The organism is Idiomarina sp. T82-3 (assembly GCF_001577655.1).
In the GTDB taxonomy this organism is placed as follows: domain Bacteria; phylum Pseudomonadota; class Gammaproteobacteria; order Enterobacterales; family Alteromonadaceae; genus Idiomarina; species Idiomarina baltica.
Map to the genome: position 1 here is coordinate 18,007 of NZ_LSBQ01000018.1, position 17,560 is coordinate 35,566.

Sequence of the window (17,560 nt, forward strand, 5' to 3'; positions counted from 1 at the left end):
AATTTACCTCCTGTCGTTACGCTAACATCATTTGTGCTTTTTTGATTGCACTAAACAAGCGATCGATGTCAGCTCGCGTATTATATATTGAGAACGATGCCCGCGCGGTGCCTGGCACGCCTAGCCGTTTCATCAAAGGCTGTGCACAGTGATCACCGGTACGGATCGCCACGCCTTGTTTATCGAGGATAAAACCAACATCCGCTGGATGAGTGCCTTCGAGCACAAAACTCATCACGCCAATTTTATTTTTCGCGGTACCGATTAAGCGCATACCCTCAATGGTACTCGCACACTCGGTGGCATAGGTCAGCAAATCTTGCTCATGCGCTAAAATTGCATCAGCATCGAACTGCTGTAACCAACGCAAAGCAGCAGCAAGACCGATAACACCAGCGATATTAGGTGTGCCAGCTTCCAACCGGTTGGGTAATTCACCCCAGGTTGCATCTTGATAGGTGACTGTGGCAATCATCTCGCCACCGACCAACCACACAGGCCAGTCTTGTAGTAATTCGTAACGGCCCCACAGCGCGCCAACACCGGTTGGACCAAATACTTTATGACCTGAGAATACGTAAAAATCGCAGCCTATTGCCTGCACGTCAACGGCGCCATGAGCAACCCCTTGAGCCCCATCAACTAAAACCAATGCGTCTACCGCCTTGGCGATTTGGGTCAGCTCTTGAACAGGATTAATGGTGCCCAACGCATTAGAGATATGAGGGAATGCCACGAACGCTGTGCGCTCAGTGACGAGGCCCTCAAATGCCGTGATATCAAGCTCGCCTGCATCATTAATTGGTGCAACCTTAAGTGTGGCTCCTGCCTTTTTACAAGCTTGCTGCCAGGTGACCAGGTTTGCATGGTGTTCCATTTCGGTCACCACAACTTCATCGCCGGCTTCTAAGCGCTGTGCAACACCGTTAGCAATCAAATTAATACTTTCGGTGGTGCCTGAAGTCCAAATCACTTCTTCGGTGCGTGAAGCGTTAAGATAGTGTGCAACCACTTGACGCGCTTCCTCATAACGACGCGTCGCTTTATCCGATAAAAAATGCGCGCCACGGTGAACATTCGAATTATAGGTCGAATAGTATTCAACCAATGCATCGATAACCGCCTGCGGCTTTTGCGTGGTCGCTGCGTTATCGAGATACACTAACGGCTGACCATTAGCTTGTTCTTGCAGCACCGGAAACTGGGCACGAATTTGCTCCACATTCAGGCTCATGAGCGCTCCATCATGTCTTCAAAGCGCTGCTTCAGAATAGGCTGTAACCATTCGGCTAACGCTTCATTTGGCATGTCGAAAACCATCTCTTGGACGAAACCAAAGTTGAGCATCACCAACGCTTTTTGCTTATCAATACCACGCGTTAACAAGTAGTACAGTGCTTCTTCATCTATTTCTGCGACGGTTGCACCGTGAGCACATTGCACGTCATCGGCGTAGATTTCTAGCTCGGGCTTGGTATTAATTTGCGCTCCGCGCGATAGCAGTAGGTTGCGGTTATTCAGCTCTGCTAATGTTTTTTGCGCATCGCGATGAATGTGGATACGACCGTTAAATACAGCTTTCGCTTTATCGCCGATGATACCGCGCGCATTTTCTTCAGTGGTACCATTAGGCATCGCGTGCTCAATCGTACTGTGTAGATCAAAATGCTCTTTGGGTGCTAATAAGTACGCGTTATTAAATTTCGCGTGCGCATGCTCACCTGCGTGAATAATATCCACGTCTAAACGCGTTAATTGTGAGCCGTAACCGATTAACGTGCTATTTAAACGACTTTTATTAGCGAGCTTAAAGTGACTACCGCCGACATGGATCGCTTCACCCTGATGCAGTGCAAAACGATAATGTTCTAAACGTGCATTATCAGCAATATCATACTCAGCAAAGGCGGTATTCAAGCTATGACCCGTACCGCTACCGTGCTCGATTACCGTTGCTTTAGCATTGTCGCCTAAGCTTACCAGCACACGCGTGTGCGATTCGACGTTGTCGGTCGCAAAGTTCACGACCCGGATAGGGCGCTCAATGGTTGCGTTAGCCGCTACCTCGATAACGATCCCCTGTGTCGCGAGTACGTCATTAACCAGTCCAAATAAATGGTGACTTGGTTTTACCTGAGTAAAGACTTGTTCAGCGATGTCCGATTTATCCGTCAAAGAACGAATTGTTAAGCCTTCGGGCAGGTTGAGTGCCGCCAAATCGCTGGTTAGGCGTCCATCAACAAATACTAAGTCGATGGCATCGAGCCCTTTAATCGCGGGCGCTTCTGCTTGCGCATTACTCTCGGTCGGCAACGATAAATCTTCGACCGCGTGCAGCGACGTGTATCGCCACGCTTCGGTGCGACGTCCAGGCCAAGATTGTTCTTTCAGCTTGGCCAGTGCCTCCGCACGTACTGGTGATAACCAATCATCAACGGCGGCGGCACGCTCAATTACGTGGGCTAACCATTGACTCATGCTTTTTCTCCCTCGTCTGCTTGACCTAACCAAGCGTAACCGGATGCTTCAACTTCTTTCGCAAGCTCTGGACCACCACTCTTGACGATTTTACCCTGTGCCAAGATATGCACGTAGTCTGGCTCGATGAAATCAAGTAGGCGCTGATAGTGAGTTACAACGATAAAGCTACGTTCGCCGTCACGTTGGCTATTAACGCCGTTAGCGACCACTTGTAATGCGTCAACGTCGAGTCCCGAGTCTGATTCATCAAGAATCGCCAACTTCGGTTTTAGCATAATTAACTGCATGATTTCGTTGCGCTTTTTCTCGCCGCCCGAGAAGCCTTCGTTGACACCACGCTTGAGGAAGTCAAGCGGCAAGTTCACTTGTTTGCACGCTTCTTTCGCCATTTTCAAGAATTCAGCAGAACTCAGCTCGTCTTCGCCACGTGCTTTGCGCATTGCGTTAACAGACTCTTTCATGAACTCCATGTTGCTCACGCCAGGAATCTCGACAGGATACTGGAATGCTAAGAACAGTCCGGCTTGAGCACGTTCTTCGACTTCCATATCGAGCAGATTAGCGCCGTTGAAGTTGACTTCACCTTGTTCCACTTCATAGCCATCACGACCCGACAATACGTATCCTAAGGTACTTTTACCAGCACCGTTGGGGCCCATGATTGCGTGCACTTCACCGGGCTTAATTTCCAAGTTAAGCCCTTTGATAATGGTTTTTTCTTCGACGCGTGCATGTAGATCTTTGATCGTAAGCATTTATTACCCCACTGAACCTTCAAGACTGATTTCAAGCAACTTACCGGCTTCCACGGCGAACTCCATAGGAAGCTCGCGGAATACTTCTTTACAGAAGCCATTCACAATCATTGAGACTGCTTTCTCAGGGTCAAGGCCTCGTTGCTGACATAAAAAGAGCTGGTCATCGCTGACCTTAGATGTTGTTGCTTCGTGTTCAACAATCGCACTCGGATTGCTACTTTCGATATACGGGAATGTATGCGCGCCACACTTATCGCCAATGAGTAGCGAGTCACACTCAGTGAAGTTACGCGCGCCTTCGGCACCTGGCCCCATCCGTACCAAACCACGATAGGCATTATTACTGTAGCCCGCTGAAATACCCTTAGAGATGATGGTCGATTTGGTGTTTTTACCCAAGTGAATCATCTTAGTGCCGGTATCGGCTTGTTGTTTACCACGGGTGAGCGCCACTGAATAGAATTCACCGACACTGTTATCACCTTTAAGAATACAGCTTGGATACTTCCACGTCACAGCAGAACCTGTTTCAACTTGCGTCCAAGAGATCTTGGCGTTTTTCTCGCACAGACCACGCTTGGTAACGAAGTTGTAGATGCCGCCTTTACCGTTTTCATCGCCTGGATACCAGTTTTGTACCGTTGAATATTTGATTTCTGCATCGTCTAAGGCGACGAGCTCTACTACCGCAGCGTGCAACTGATTCTCGTCACGTTGCGGTGCCGTGCAACCTTCGAGGTAGCTTACATAACTGCCTTCTTCGGCAACGATTAATGTACGCTCAAATTGACCTGTATTTTGCTCGTTGATGCGGAAATACGTTGAGAGCTCCATCGGGCAACGAACGCCTTTCGGGATGTACACGAAAGAACCATCAGTAAATACAGCGCTGTTGAGTGCAGCGAAGTAGTTATCGCCGCGCGGCACTACCGTGCCAAGATATTTTTTTACCAAGTCGGGGTACTTGTGCAGTGCTTCAGAAATTGGGCAGAAGATAACACCGGCTTCCTCGAGTTTCTCGCGGAAGGTGGTGACCACGGAAACAGAATCAAACACAGCATCAACCGCCACGCCCGCAAGCATTTCTTGCTCATGCAAAGGAATCCCAAGCTTTTCGTAGGTGCGCAATAACTCAGGGTCTACTTCGTCCAATGACTTCGGCTTGTCTTTCATCGACTTCGGCGCAGAGTAATAGGAAATATCTTGATAGTCGATCTTTGGATAATCCACGTGCGCCCACTCAGGCTCGGTTTGCTTGAGCCAAGTTCGGTAGGCTTTTAATCGCCATTCAAGCATCCACTCAGGTTCACCTTTAATGGCCGACAGGCGGCGGATGACATCCTCATCTAACCCCTTGGGAAAGGTTTCTGATTCGATTTCTGAGACAAAACCCGCATCATATTTACGTGCGAGTGCCTGATCAATTTGTTCGCTCATGCTTACCACCTTGCTGAACTTAAGATACTTTCATTATAAAATACCCGAGTAAAACACTCAACTTTAAACCGCCCTTCGGGCGCGTATTATATGCTTTTTTAATGCACAAGTCTTTGCTGGGATCGGTGGATGATCATGAAAGGATCGATTGTGGCAAGAGAGGAAACAAAAAAGCCGGCGAAAGTGCCGGCTCAATTAAACAGGTTCGTTTAAGTTACTTGTTGATATCCGTTAAGCGTAGATATGGACGCAATGTTTCATAGCCTTGCGGGAACTTCTTCTGTGCATCTTCTTCCGATACCGTCGGGCGGATTATCACACGATCGCCCGGCACCCAATCAGCGGGACAAGCCACTTCTTGTGAATCCGTAGTTTGTAGTGCGTCGATCACACGTAGAATTTCTGCAAAGTTACGACCGACTGTCATCGGGTAAGTCATGGTTAAACGAATTTTCTGGTCGGGATCGATAATAAATACTGAACGTACCGTTGCCGTTTGGCTTTCACCCGGGTGGATCATATCGTAGAGTTCAGCTACTTTGCGCTCTTGGTCGGCAACGATCGGGAACTCAAGTAATGTGTTTTGAGTGTCGTTGACGTCATTAATCCAGCCTTTGTGTGCGTCGACTGTATCCGTGGATAAGCCCAGTGGCTTCACATTACGCTTTTCAAATTCAGGCGCTAGCTGAGCTGTTCGGCCCATCTCGGTGGTACACACGGGGGTATAATCGGCTGGATGGCTAAAAAAGAAGACCCAAGAGCCTTTTGCCCAATCATGGAAGTCGATTTTGCCTTGAGTGGTTTCAATTTCAAAGTTTGGTGCTGTATCGCCAATTCGTAAACCCATTGCTGTTCTCCTTACATTAAATACTGCATTCATTACAAATATCGGTGATCGGCATGTATGCAAAACTTCTTGCCAACAATGTCCGTGCTTGTTGCTGACAGTAATACCGACGTGTCACATGTGTGTGTGAACGTAAACGACCTTTGAGTACATTATTACCGACATCGGTTAGTAACGGATTATCGGGATCGGTAGTTGGCCCTAATGCACGAGCCTTGAGCTCCTCAGGTAACGCGAGCACAGGCACTGTCGCAGAGAGCTGAGCCGCCATAAAAAAAGCGATCGAATAGCGTTCGACACCTTGCTTTGGACTTTCAACTTTGTGATTAGTTGCCTTTAAAAAGCCATTTGATGCAAGTTCTAGCAGTTCACCAATATTGACAACAAAAGCGCCGGGAATAGGCTCCACAGCTATCCATTGACCGTTGCGTTCAACCTTAAGCCCGCTTTGCTCATCTTGCATGACCAACGTTAAGTAACCTGGATCCTTGTGCGCTCCGACTCCTTGCTGTGGCCTATTTTGACCAGGGTAGCGAATCAATTTGGCGTGGGTATAAGGTTGCTTACCTATTGTGTGATCGAGGGCATGCGCTTCAACACCTAACGACGCACATAATCTTTGTAATAGATTAACGGTGATGTCGCTCAACTGATCTTGTAGCTTCGTTAACGACGGCTTTAACGCCGGCATACTGGTTGGCCATAGATTAGGCCCAATCAGCTTTTGCCAAGGTTGCGACAATGCTGAGTCAGGAATTGCCTGTTCTTCGTTCATCCAGTCAAACTGCTCACGCGCATCGAGTCGACCTGCAGTCATCTCACTACCCATCGCGTTATAGCCACGAAAGTGTGGTGAGTGAATCATATCGACTGACTGTTTTTGTTGTGCAGAGAGTTGAAAAAACTCACGGCTTAGCCGCAAATAGTCTTGCTGACTCTCGTGACTGATACCGTGATCAACTAAATAAAAGAAGCCTACATCACTGGCAGCGCGACGAAGTTCAGCTAATCCTGACTCAGATTCAAGCGCAGTCATTGAGATGACGGGTAATGTCGGTGCATTCATAAGCGCCTCCCTTAAATTTAATGACGCTCAATATATGACGCACGGTATACTTTATAAACGAACGAATGTTTCTATATTAGATTGAAACGCTATATTCACTGCTATATTCTGTTTTGCTGAATATTGAATCAAAAACCATTGAGCAAAAGGAACCTGCGTTCTGATGTTTACATCCTTAACTCCGCCTGAATCATTGTATGTAAAAAAGCTTTTATCGATGATTGAGGCGACTCAAGCAGGCACATGGGAATGGAACGTACAAACCGGCGAGTGTCGTTTTAACAAACGCTGGGCTGAAATCATTGGCTATCAACTAGATGAGCTAGCGCCGACCATTGATAGTTGGCTGCAACATTCACACCCCGAAGATTTGGTGCTATCGAATCAGCGCTTACAGGATCATTTTGCGGGTCGATCACCGTTTTATGAATGTGAAGCGCGTATGCGTCACAAAGACGGACATTGGGTGTGGGTACGCGATTCGGGACGATGTGAGACGTGGACCGACGACGGCAAACCTGAATGGGTCATTGGAAGTCATATTGAAATTACCCATCTGGTCGAGTTGCGTCATCGCTTTTCGACGATTGCTTCGTTAATTCCAGGTGTCGTCTATGAGTTTCAGCAGTTTAAAGATGGTCGCACACGATTCCCATACGCGAGCGCAGGCATTAAAGAAATTTACGGTGTCGAACCGGAGCACGTCATTGAGGATGCATCGGCGGTTTTTGAAACCCTTCACCCGGATGATATGCCTCACATCACAGAAACTATCGCAGAATCGCGTGCCAATATGACTGATTGGATCTGTGAATATCGCGTGGTCGTGGATGGTAAAGAGCGCTGGGTATTCGGGCAAGCTCGACCGGTTTATAAAACGAACGACTCGATTAGCTGGTACGGCATGATTGTCGATATCTCTGAGCGTAAAATGATGGAACTCGAGCTCGAACGCAGTCGGCGGAATTTAAAACAAGCGCAAGCGTTAACCAAACTCGGCCACTGGGAAGCCAACCTTAAAGAAAAAACAATCTATTGGTCAGATATGATCTATACCATCTTAGGTTGGCGCGAAAAGCCAGACAGTGGCGACTTTCACTTTTTTCGAGACAGAACCCACCCCGATGACCTCGATCAAATTATAAAAGCCGAACGTGAATTAAAGCCGGGTCACACGGTTGATATTCAGCATCGCATCCAACACACCGATGGGCATTATCTATGGGTGAGGCAGATCGTGGAAATGGAAGCTGACGGTGAAATGGTGTTGGGTACACTCAGGGATATTACCGAGGAAAAAGAACTCGAGTTGAAACTGAAAGAACAAGCTGAACGTGACCCGTTAACGGGGGCTTACAATCGACGTTTCTTTACCGAGGCTTTAGAAACACTAGTGTATCGAAGTGAGCGCTATCAAGAATCTTTGGCGATAGTCACGTTTGATATCGATCATTTTAAGCGCATTAATGATAATTTTGGACACGAAGCGGGTGATCGCGTATTAATTGATTTGGTGCAGACACTCGGTCGACTGGTACGAGAAAGCGATATCTTTGCGCGTACTGGCGGTGAAGAGTTTTCGCTTTTGTTACCCAATCAGACGCTGCAACAAGCAACCCGTACCGCTGAGCGATTCCGCGCCGCCTTAGAGACGTTAGTGATTCGATCTGAGGGTCATGAAATTCAAGTGACAGCGTCGTTTGGCGTTGCCATCCATCGCAACGGCGCGACGCATAATGAAGTACTACGTCACGCTGACAAGGCACTGTATGCCGCGAAAAGTCGCGGACGTAATTGTGTGGTGAGCTAAGCTACGCGAGGTTTGAGTTGTTTGATGCTCGCTTGGCTGTTGAGCCATGAAGGCACATCTAATAGTTCCCAATCGCCATTTTCGTGTTCAATGATAGCGCTGCAGGAGTCTTGCCAATCACCGGTATTTAAGTAGTGCGTGTTATTAAAATGACGCTCAGCAGGCACATGAATATGTCCGCATATCACGCCATCATAACCTTTACGCTCTGCGTAGGCGGTCGCAGCATGTTGGTAACGGTGAACATATTTTAATGCTTGCGAAGAACGCGACTTTACCGCTTTGGCTAGGCTCCAATAGACATAACCCTTTCGAGAGCGCCAACGATTAAAGCAACGGTTAATTTTAAGCAACCCTTCATAGATGTTATCGCCAACCCAATTGAGCAGGCGGTGTCCTCTTACTTGATTATCAAATTGATCCCCGTGCATTACGATATAACGGCGACCATTTAACGCGTGATAATCATAGGTGTTGGTCAACTGGATATTGACGATACCCTTATCAAAGGGGTAGTCGTCGAGTAGCTGGCGTAAGCCACCATCGTGATTGCCTGTAATATAAATTACCTGTACGCCTTCTTGCGCCTGCTTGAGCAGTTTGCGGATCACTTTAATATGCGACTCATCCAGCCCTTGGCCTTTGCTACGGATCGCCCATAAATCAATGATATCGCCCACCAATACTAATTTTTTAAAGCGAATATGCTTTAAAAACTCAAGTAGCAGTTCACAATGACTGGTGGATGAACCGAGGTGAATATCAGAAAGAAACAGCGTATTAACCGATAGCTTGTGTTTGCTCATGTTCAGCCTCCCGATGATGAACGCTGAAAAAATAGCTCGTAAAGATGACAGCCCGTTTAATAGCGCATGACAAATCTGTGAATAAAATAGACCGTTCAGCCCTGGCTGTGTAAAATCTGGTGCGTTTTATGAACTGATTTGTAAGGTAAGAGAGACTATTATGGGCCGCGCCTATCAAAACCGAAAAGAATCCATTGCAAAAACAGCGACCGCAAAAAGCCGTGTTTACAGTCGCTTTGGTCGCGAAATTTATGTCTGTGCAAAACAAAGTGGGCCCGACCCTGATGCGAACTTGGCATTACGGAGCTTGATTGACCGGGCTAAAAAAGAGCAAGTGCCGTCTCATGTAATTGATAAAGCGCTTGATAAAGCTCAGGGCGGTGCGGGTGAAGATTTTTCACCGGCTCGTTACGAGGGTTATGGACCCAGTAACTGTATGGTTATCGTCGAGTGTCTTACGGATAATCCAAACCGCACGTTTGGTGAGGTGCGCAACTGCTTCACGAAAAGCAAATGTAAGATTGGTGAGCAGGGCAGTGTCATGCACTCGTTCGAACATTGTGCGATTTTTGCGTTCAAACATGACAACGAAGATGACGTGCTAGAGGCATTGATGGAAGCCGATGTGGATGTGGGCGACGTGGAGTTTGATGACGGTGTTGTTACTGTATTTGCTCCCCATACCGAATATGCAGCTACGCGCCAAGCATTAACCGCTGCTTTCGCCAATATTGACTTTGACACGGACGAAATTCAATTTGTTCCTCATGTCACGACCGAAATTGCGGAAGATGACATGCCGATGTTTGAGCGTTTGATGGATATGCTGAACGATTGTGATGATGTGCAAAACATCTATCACAATGCTGAGGTATAAAAGGCTCTGTTGATACAGGTCAAGCCTCGCTGATCTCAAACTCGTTATGCTTCATGGGTCATCTAAAAGTAGGAGTGACCCATGAAGCGTTTAACTTCCGCCGTTGCACTTGCAACACTTTTCGCCGCATCTTTCGCTCAAGCGCAAGACTTTTCAATTAATGTGGGCGCTATTTCAGTGATTCCTGATGATAGCAGCAGCTCATTAAACACCGTAGAGCAAGTGGCAGGACTACCTGCTAATTCAACCGGTGTCGCCGTAAACACTAACACCCAGCTCGGTCTGACTTTTGACTATCAGTGGGAAAATGGTTGGGGTCTTGAATTGGTAGCAGCGACGCCATTCGCGCACGACATCTACGGTTCGGGTACGTTGAGTGGCTTATCGATTGGTAAGACCAAACATTTACCGCCGACCTTATTCGTGCAATACCATTGGGATACTGGCGTACAAGGACTTGAGCCCTTTGTTGGCGTAGGTGTTAACTACACCACGTTTTTCGATGACCAGGCATCGAGCGAGCTAACCCAAACGTTACAAACACTCGGTGTAGCGGGCGCTGATGACTCCGTAGATTTGGCGTTGTCGAACTCTTGGGGAGCCGCAATACAAGCGGGTGTCAACTGGAAGCTATCAGAACAATGGGGCGCGCAGTTAATGGTAAGCCATATCGATATTGATACCACAGCGTCGGTTCGTTTAAATGGTAGTACAATTGAGCAGACGGATGTAGCAATTGACCCTTACGTAGCGATGATTGCTCTACGTTATACCTTCTAGTTGTCATTTTACTGTCATACTGTAATCGCTTGGTCGCGCTATTCTGTATATTAAATAGATAAGCGGCCAGGCGTTTTTGTATGAAGTTCTATTTTAAAGAGTTGAGTTGGCTTTCGTTTAACGAGCGCGTGCTTCAAGAAGCCAATGACGAGGAAGTGCCCGTTATCGAACGGGTAAGATTCCTTGGTATATTTTCCTCTAACATGGACGAGTTTTTTCAGGTCCGCGTCGCCGACGTGCGTCGACGAATTTTCTTTGCTCAAACCGATGCACAGCGTAAAGACAGCGAACGTCTACTGCATCTTATCCAACAAAAGGTAGTGCAGTTACAGGAACAGTTCGAGCTGATTCACCGTAAAGTGATAAAAGCGTTGCGGGCTGAAAATATTATTTGGGCCTCTGGTGAGCAGGTTACAGAAGACGAAAAGGCAGGCTTACGGGAATATTTTGATAACAAAATAAAGCCACAAATTGTTCCCATCCTTATCAACGACACGACTGATTTAGTTAAAGTCATAAACGAAGACAAAACTTATTTACTGGCGCAATTGCAGCAATCTGGGCAACGTAAGTACGCTGCGGTGCAGATCCCCTCTCATGAGTTATCGCGTTTTGTTATTTTGCCTAAAAAGCGTGATAGTAAGTTGCGTAAAGTACTATTTTTAGATGATGTTGTTTTACTCAATTTGGCCAGTTTATTTAAAGGCATCGTGCCGTTTCAGTCTATCATTGCCTTTTCTTTCAAAATGACCCGTGATGCAGAGTACCGCCCCTCTGATGATATTGAGCAGAGTTTACTTGAACGTATGGAAGAAGGCTTAAAACAGCGCGAAAAAGCGGACCCGGTCAGGCTTGTCTATGATCGTGCAATGCCAATTCATATGTTGAACCTGTTGAGTAAGAAACTGCATCTCAATCAGTACGATGCCATGGTTGCGGGCGGGCGCTATCGTAATACGAAAGACTTTCTAAGTTTTGAAAACTTAGGTGGCAAAAAGCTCGAACACCCACCGATTCCCGCACTGAAGCACCCGCGTTTTGAGCAGGCTGACAATGTATTTGATGCGATTAAGCGTAATGACATTTTACTCTACTACCCGTATCACCGGTTTGCACATTTTACTGAGGTAATTCGCCAGGCCTGTTATGACCCTCATGTATTAAAAATTCACATGTGTATTTACCGTGTTGCGCCTAATTCTCGGATTATTCATTCGCTCATGGAGGCTGTGCAAAATGGAAAGAAAGTCACTGTGATGGTCGAGCTGCAAGCGCGGTTTGACGAGGAGGCTAATATAGAGTGGGCGAAGGAACTGACTGAATCGGGTGTGAAAGTGATTTTTGGTCTGCAAGGGCTCAAAGTGCACTCGAAGTTATTATTGATACATCGGCAAGAGGATCATGCTATTCGTCGTTATGGTGTTATTGGAACGGGGAACTTTCATGAAAAAACAGCAAAACTCTATACCGACTTTAGCTTGTTTACTTGTCATCCTGAGATCTGCTCAGACATTGAGAATGTGTTTAATTATCTCGAGCAACCCTATCGTTTTTACCCTTGGCACCAGTTGTTGGTGGCACCGAATAATCTGCGCACCCGAATTAACGAACTTATTGAGCGGGAAATTAACCACGCAAAGAATGGCAAGCCCGCGGAAATTTTTCTAAAGCTGAACAACCTAGTTGATAATGCGCTGATCGTACAACTCTACCGAGCGAGTCGCGCTGGCGTAAAAATTCGGTGTATTGTGCGCGGAATGTGTACGCTGCGACCGAATGTGCCTAAGCTCAGCGAAAATATCGAAATCATTAGTATTATTGATCGGTTTTTAGAGCATGCGCGTGTCTATATCTTTGGTAACGATGGTGATACAAAGGTTTTTATTTCGTCGGCTGATTTGATGACACGTAATGTCGATCATCGTGTTGAGGTCGCATGTCCCATATACGATCACACGGCACAACAAGATATACTGACGATTATGGACATGCAGTGGCGCGATAACATCAAAGCACGCCGCATCGATGCGGAACAAGTGAATGAGTATGTCACTCCAGTGTCTGAGCGTGGCAAAATCCCTCGTCGCAAGCGCTTGAGGTCACAGTTAAAAATACATGACTACTTTAAAAGCAGAGCCTATGACTCAAACAAATGACACGCAGCGGCTAACGTCTGACAGTCGAGAACACTTGGCGGCGCTTGATTTAGGCTCCAATAGCTTTCACTTGATCATTGGTCGAGTCATTGAGGGGCAAATTCAACCCATACATAAATTTAAGCAGCGAGTATCGTTGGCGGAAGGGTTAGTCAATAAGGGGATTAGTGTTGAGGCCTTTGATCGAGGCTTAGATGCGTTATCCCAATTTGCTATGCATTTACGAGATTTTGCGCCTGAACGCGTCCGTGTCGTGGCGACTCATACGTTGCGAGAAGCCAATAATCGCAAGGAGTTTATCCAGGCGGCTCGCCAGTTACTGCCGTTTCCAATTGAGGTCATTTCGGGTCGAGAGGAGGCGCGACTCATATACTTGGGTGTGGCACAAGCAGTTCCGTTTCGTGGTGTACGACTGATTATCGACATTGGCGGTGGTAGTACTGAATTTGCCGTGGGCCACGCTGAGGAACCAGAATTATTATTATCAAAAAGTTTTGGTAGTTTAGTGGTTTCTGAGCGCTTTTTTGCAAAAGGAAAAGTCACTCCCAAGCGTTTTAATAAAGCCGTATTGAGTGTGAAGCAGGAGCTTGAGCCGTTTAGTAAACAGCTTAAGAAAGCACGAGCCGAACAGGTATTAGGTACCTCAGGAACGATCAAGGCGCTGGCTAGGTGGATTCACGGTAGCACAGACGGTGATCTCACGATTACGCTCAAAGCATTGCATCAATTACGCGATAGGCTTTTAACTTTAAGGCATATATCGGAGATTAACTCGAGTGATGTTGAACAGCAGCGTATCCCCTCGATAGTCGGCGGGTTAGCAGTGCTTATCGCTGTCTGTGAAGAGATCGGTATTGATGAGCTCAGTTCTGTTGATGCAGCCTTGCGCGAGGGTGTGCTATTTGAACTTGCTGAACAGGCTGTATTTCACAAAGATATACGGTATAAGACGATTCAAAGCATGGCGGTTCGTTATCAAGTCGATGAAGCACAAGCCAAGCGGGTCCTTTCCTCGGCAGAGCTAATACTGGAAGGCGTAGGCAATACATGGCAACTTAATACACCCGATATCCGATTATTATTGGCCGGTGCGTGTAGCCTACATGAAGTAGGTATGAACATTAGCTCAAGCGGCATTCAAAAGCATTCAGGTTATATTCTAGCGAATGCCTATATGCCTGGATTTAGCTCCGATGAACAGCGTGTGTTGGCGATGTTGTGTCGTTATTATCGTAAAAAAATCATCGCTGAAGAATTGACCGATTTTGCTCAGTTCGAGCATTTCACGGTAGCGCGCATGATAGTGGTGATACGCTTAGCTGTATTGCTTAATGCGAGTCGGCAAACTCACGAGGCGTTACGTTCGGTCTCGTTGAAGGGAGCAAAACTGATTCTTACCCTACAAGGGCCATTGGCAAAAAGTGCTATTTTAGAGGCCGACATTGCTCGCGAAAACAAGCACCTGAGTGTTTTAGGGTACCAATTGATCATCGCTTAACTAACCCAAGCCACGGGTTCAGATCAAATCTTTGGTTAACTTTTGATCGGGATCAAATCATTTCCGACGCAAATTGGATAACGTGCCTTCTGAAATACTGCCGTCCGGGCAGCTATTTGAGTCAATTTGCGGAGGACTTGTGCAGGTACTTGTCTCAGTCACTAAACCAATTCAATTGTTTTTTAACAGTCTGCGCTTTAGAAATAAGTTTATCATTACCGGAATATTATTATTTCTACCCGTGATCGTGCTGAGCCTGCTCATGATGTGGGACTCTTATCAGCGTCAACAAGCGGCGATCAGTGGACAGGCAATGGATATCAGCGACCCAAAGCAGGTAATTCTTTGGAACGCGGTTATGCTGGCCGGGATGGTCTTGGTGCAGTTGGTTGTCTTTACAGCAATGTATACTGGTATCAAGCGCTCTCTGGCTGAAGCGAATCGAATTTCAAATGCCCTGGCAAACGGCGATCTTAATAATACTGCCCAGCTCAAGGGGAGCGACGAGCTAGCACGACTCACCGAGCGACTCAACACGATTTCTGTTGAGACAAGCTATTCCGTACACGCGATCCGGACTGCAAGTGATGGTTTAAACCGTCTCGGGACGGCCAATTACGATGCAAACAAGGCGCTGGCAGAAAAAACGAAGCAACAGGCAGACACGATGTATCAGGTGTCGGCAGCGGCAGAACAAATGACGGCTGCTATTAATGAGGTATCAGAGTCGACACAACGTGCAGCAACCAGTGCACATGAGAGCCTTAATGCTGCTAGCGGAGGACGTGAACGTGTTCAACAGTTAGCGCAACACAACATTACGTTAAGCGAAGATATTCTTCATTCTCAATCGGTTATCAAGAGTCTCTCTGAGGATAGCAAAGCCATCGGCACGATCTTAACCACTATCAATGACATTGCCGAGCAAACCAATTTACTGGCTCTTAACGCCGCTATCGAAGCAGCGCGAGCAGGGGAGACAGGACGTGGCTTTGCGGTAGTCGCTGATGAAGTGCGTAAGCTTGCTCATCGAGTACAAACATCAACTGGCGAGATCCAAAGTGTGGTGGAGCGTTTGGAGCAAAATACTCAGCAAGCGGTGAGCAGTCTCAACAATAATGCGCAACAAGCAGAGCGAGCTAAGTTATCAGCTGAAGAGGCGGAAGCTGCACTCGATACGATAGTCACTTTCACTCATCAGATTACTGACCTTAATACTCAAGTTGCTTCTGCGACTGAGCAGCAGGCAATGACGACGGCGACGATCAAAGAAGCGATTACTACTGCAACCGATGCAGCGAAAGAGGTCGACAGCTACTCTCAACATGCGCTTGAAAGCGCTGCGCAGTTAACAACGCTCGGCGGTGAGATACAATCATTAGGCGACCGCTATTCAGTCGACGCGCAAATAATCGAATCACGTCTGGCGCAGCAGGAAAAGCTAATTGAATGGTCGTCGCAATTTGACGTAGGCATTGAGGAGATTAATCGTCAGCACCAGCGGTTGATTTACATTGCTAATGAGTTGTACCGAATACAGCAGCGAGGTGGCGACCGTCAGGCGGTCGAACGGCTATTGAGCTCGTTGATTAACTACACTGCGACTCATTTTAGTTACGAAGAACTGTTGATGGAGCGCCACGACTACCCCGACCTGGATGCACATAAACACAAGCATCAGCAGTTGGTGCAGCAAGTCGTTGATTTTCGTAACCGTATCGAGCGGGGCGACCAAGTGGTCGGTGAGTTGCTCGAATTTGTGAAGCGTTGGCTATTGCAGCACATTCAGCATAGTGATAAAGCCTATCAAGCCCACCTGAATGATCGAGGGGTTCATTAACCCCTCGTCAATCTATCTACGTGGTTAAAAAGCGCTGATACCCGTTTGACTGCGACCTAAGATCAGTGCATGCACATCGTGGGTTCCCTCGTAGGTATTAACCGATTCGAGATTCATAACGTGACGTATCACATGATACTCATCGGAAATACCGTTCCCGCCATGCATATCACGCGCTTGTCGAGCGATATCCAGCGCTTTGCCACAGTTATTGCGTTTAATAAGCGAAATAGCCGTTGGGTTAAGTGCGTCTAAATCGAGTTGACGACCCGCCTGAAGCGCTGCAAGCAAGCCCAAGCTTATCTCCGTTTGCATATCGGCTAACTTTTTTTGGATAAGTTGGTTTGCTGCCAACGGACGTCCAAACTGCTCACGGTCCAAGGTGTATTGACGCGCTGCATGCCAACAAAATTCGGCAGCACCCATGGCTCCCCAAGCGATACCGTATCGTGCTTTATTGAGACAGCTGAACGGTCCCTTCAGCCCGCGCACATTAGGAAGTCGTTGTTCTTCGCTGACTTCGACCTCATCCATTACAATTTCACCGGTAATCGATGCGCGTAATGAAAACTTACCCTCGATTTCCGGTGTAGATAAGCCTTTCATGCCTCGTTCTAAAATGAAGCCGACAATATCGTTTTCGAGTTTAGCCCAGATAACAAACACATCAGCGATAGGTGAATTAGTAATCCACATTTTTGAACCCGTTATGCGATAACCCGCCTCGGTTTTTATCGCCTTAGTTCGCATACTCGCAGGATCAGAGCCCGCGTCAGGCTCCGTCAAACCAAAGCTTCCGATCCATTCGCCGGTTGCCAGTTTAGGGAGGTATCTTTTACGTTGTTGTTCGTTCCCGAAGGCGTAAATAGGATGCATGACGAGCGAGGATTGAACGCTCATCGCACTGCGGTAACCACTATCGACGCGTTCGATTTCCCGAGCAATTAAGCCATAACTGACGTGATTTACACCGGCACCACCGTATGCTTCTGGAATGGTCGCACCGAGCAAGCCTAACTGACCGAGTTCTTGCATGATCTCACGATCAAAGCGTTCTTCGCGAAATGCAGATTGAACGCGAGGCATCAGCCTCGCCTGCGCATATTGATGAGCTGTTTTCTGTATTAACAGCTCTTCTTCAGTCAGTTGATGGCGTAAGTTCAGTGGATCTGACCAATCAAACGCAGGTTGTGGCATGATACCT

14 protein-coding genes are annotated in these 17,560 nt (G+C 47.2%); 6 read left to right on the forward strand and 8 right to left on the reverse strand.

From position 1 onward, the window contains the following. Nucleotides 1-16 precede the first annotated feature (16 nt). From AWU56_RS10330 to AWU56_RS10355, 6 genes are all read right to left on the reverse strand, one after another. On the reverse strand, nucleotides 17-1,234 hold the full coding sequence (locus AWU56_RS10330) for an aminotransferase class V-fold PLP-dependent enzyme (protein ID WP_006953978.1): 1,218 nt from the start codon (nucleotides 1,232-1,234) through the stop codon (nucleotides 17-19). Then, nucleotides 1,231-2,478, reverse strand: coding sequence for a Fe-S cluster assembly protein SufD (gene sufD / locus AWU56_RS10335; protein ID WP_286682477.1), 1,248 nt, complete (start codon nucleotides 2,476-2,478; stop codon nucleotides 1,231-1,233). Before sufD ends, AWU56_RS10330 begins: the two co-directional genes overlap by 4 nt. Beyond that, nucleotides 2,475-3,236 (reverse strand): Fe-S cluster assembly ATPase SufC, encoded by a 762-nt coding sequence (gene sufC / locus AWU56_RS10340; RefSeq protein WP_006953976.1) that lies wholly within the window; start codon nucleotides 3,234-3,236, stop codon nucleotides 2,475-2,477. The genes sufD and sufC overlap by 4 nt, the downstream gene beginning before the upstream one ends. A 3-nt stretch (nucleotides 3,237-3,239) precedes the next feature. Then, nucleotides 3,240-4,676 carry a Fe-S cluster assembly protein SufB gene (sufB, locus tag AWU56_RS10345; RefSeq protein ID WP_006953975.1) on the reverse strand — a complete coding sequence of 479 codons (1,437 nt, stop codon included), beginning with the start codon at nucleotides 4,674-4,676 and terminating at the stop codon, nucleotides 3,240-3,242. Between the two features lie 214 nt (nucleotides 4,677-4,890). Continuing rightward, nucleotides 4,891-5,523, reverse strand: coding sequence for a peroxiredoxin (locus tag AWU56_RS10350; RefSeq protein WP_272978304.1), 633 nt, complete (start codon nucleotides 5,521-5,523; stop codon nucleotides 4,891-4,893). Nucleotides 5,524-5,539: 16 nt separating this feature from the next. Continuing rightward, a complete protein-coding gene (locus tag AWU56_RS10355) occupies nucleotides 5,540-6,589 on the reverse strand; it encodes an isopenicillin N synthase family dioxygenase (protein WP_286682478.1) in 1,050 nt (349 codons plus the stop codon). 163 nt (nucleotides 6,590-6,752) lie between these two features. Between AWU56_RS10355 and AWU56_RS10360 the strand changes: the two genes are divergently transcribed. Beyond that, nucleotides 6,753-8,399, forward strand: coding sequence for a GGDEF domain-containing protein (locus AWU56_RS10360; RefSeq protein ID WP_286682479.1), 1,647 nt, complete (start codon nucleotides 6,753-6,755; stop codon nucleotides 8,397-8,399). Here the strand turns inward: AWU56_RS10360 and AWU56_RS10365 are convergent. Continuing rightward, a complete protein-coding gene (locus AWU56_RS10365) occupies nucleotides 8,396-9,205 on the reverse strand; it encodes a UDP-2,3-diacylglucosamine diphosphatase (protein WP_286682480.1) in 810 nt (269 codons plus the stop codon). The genes AWU56_RS10360 and AWU56_RS10365 overlap by 4 nt on opposite strands. A 160-nt stretch (nucleotides 9,206-9,365) precedes the next feature. Here AWU56_RS10365 and AWU56_RS10370 point away from each other — a divergent pair, with 160 nt between their 5' ends. The 5 genes from AWU56_RS10370 to AWU56_RS10390 all read left to right on the forward strand — a co-directional run bounded on the left by AWU56_RS10370 (nucleotide 9,366) and on the right by AWU56_RS10390 (nucleotide 16,356). After that, nucleotides 9,366-10,082, forward strand: coding sequence for a YebC/PmpR family DNA-binding transcriptional regulator (locus AWU56_RS10370; protein WP_286682481.1), 717 nt, complete (start codon nucleotides 9,366-9,368; stop codon nucleotides 10,080-10,082). 81 nt (nucleotides 10,083-10,163) lie between these two features. Continuing rightward, nucleotides 10,164-10,862, forward strand: coding sequence for an OmpW/AlkL family protein (locus AWU56_RS10375; RefSeq protein ID WP_272978309.1), 699 nt, complete (start codon nucleotides 10,164-10,166; stop codon nucleotides 10,860-10,862). 80 nt (nucleotides 10,863-10,942) lie between these two features. Continuing rightward, a complete protein-coding gene (ppk1, locus tag AWU56_RS10380) occupies nucleotides 10,943-13,018 on the forward strand; it encodes a polyphosphate kinase 1 (protein ID WP_272978310.1) in 2,076 nt (691 codons plus the stop codon). Continuing rightward, nucleotides 13,002-14,516 (forward strand): Ppx/GppA phosphatase family protein, encoded by a 1,515-nt coding sequence (locus tag AWU56_RS10385; protein WP_286682482.1) that lies wholly within the window; start codon nucleotides 13,002-13,004, stop codon nucleotides 14,514-14,516. The genes ppk1 and AWU56_RS10385 overlap by 17 nt, the downstream gene beginning before the upstream one ends. A gap of 139 nt (nucleotides 14,517-14,655) precedes the next feature. Then, a complete protein-coding gene (locus AWU56_RS10390; protein ID WP_272978312.1) occupies nucleotides 14,656-16,356 on the forward strand; it encodes a bacteriohemerythrin in 1,701 nt (566 codons plus the stop codon). A gap of 24 nt (nucleotides 16,357-16,380) precedes the next feature. On the opposite strand, the gene AWU56_RS10395 is transcribed toward AWU56_RS10390, so the two are convergent. Continuing rightward, nucleotides 16,381-17,553, reverse strand: a complete 1,173-nt coding sequence (locus AWU56_RS10395; protein ID WP_286682483.1) for an acyl-CoA dehydrogenase — start codon at nucleotides 17,551-17,553, stop codon at nucleotides 16,381-16,383. Nucleotides 17,554-17,560: the final 7 nt, after the last annotated feature.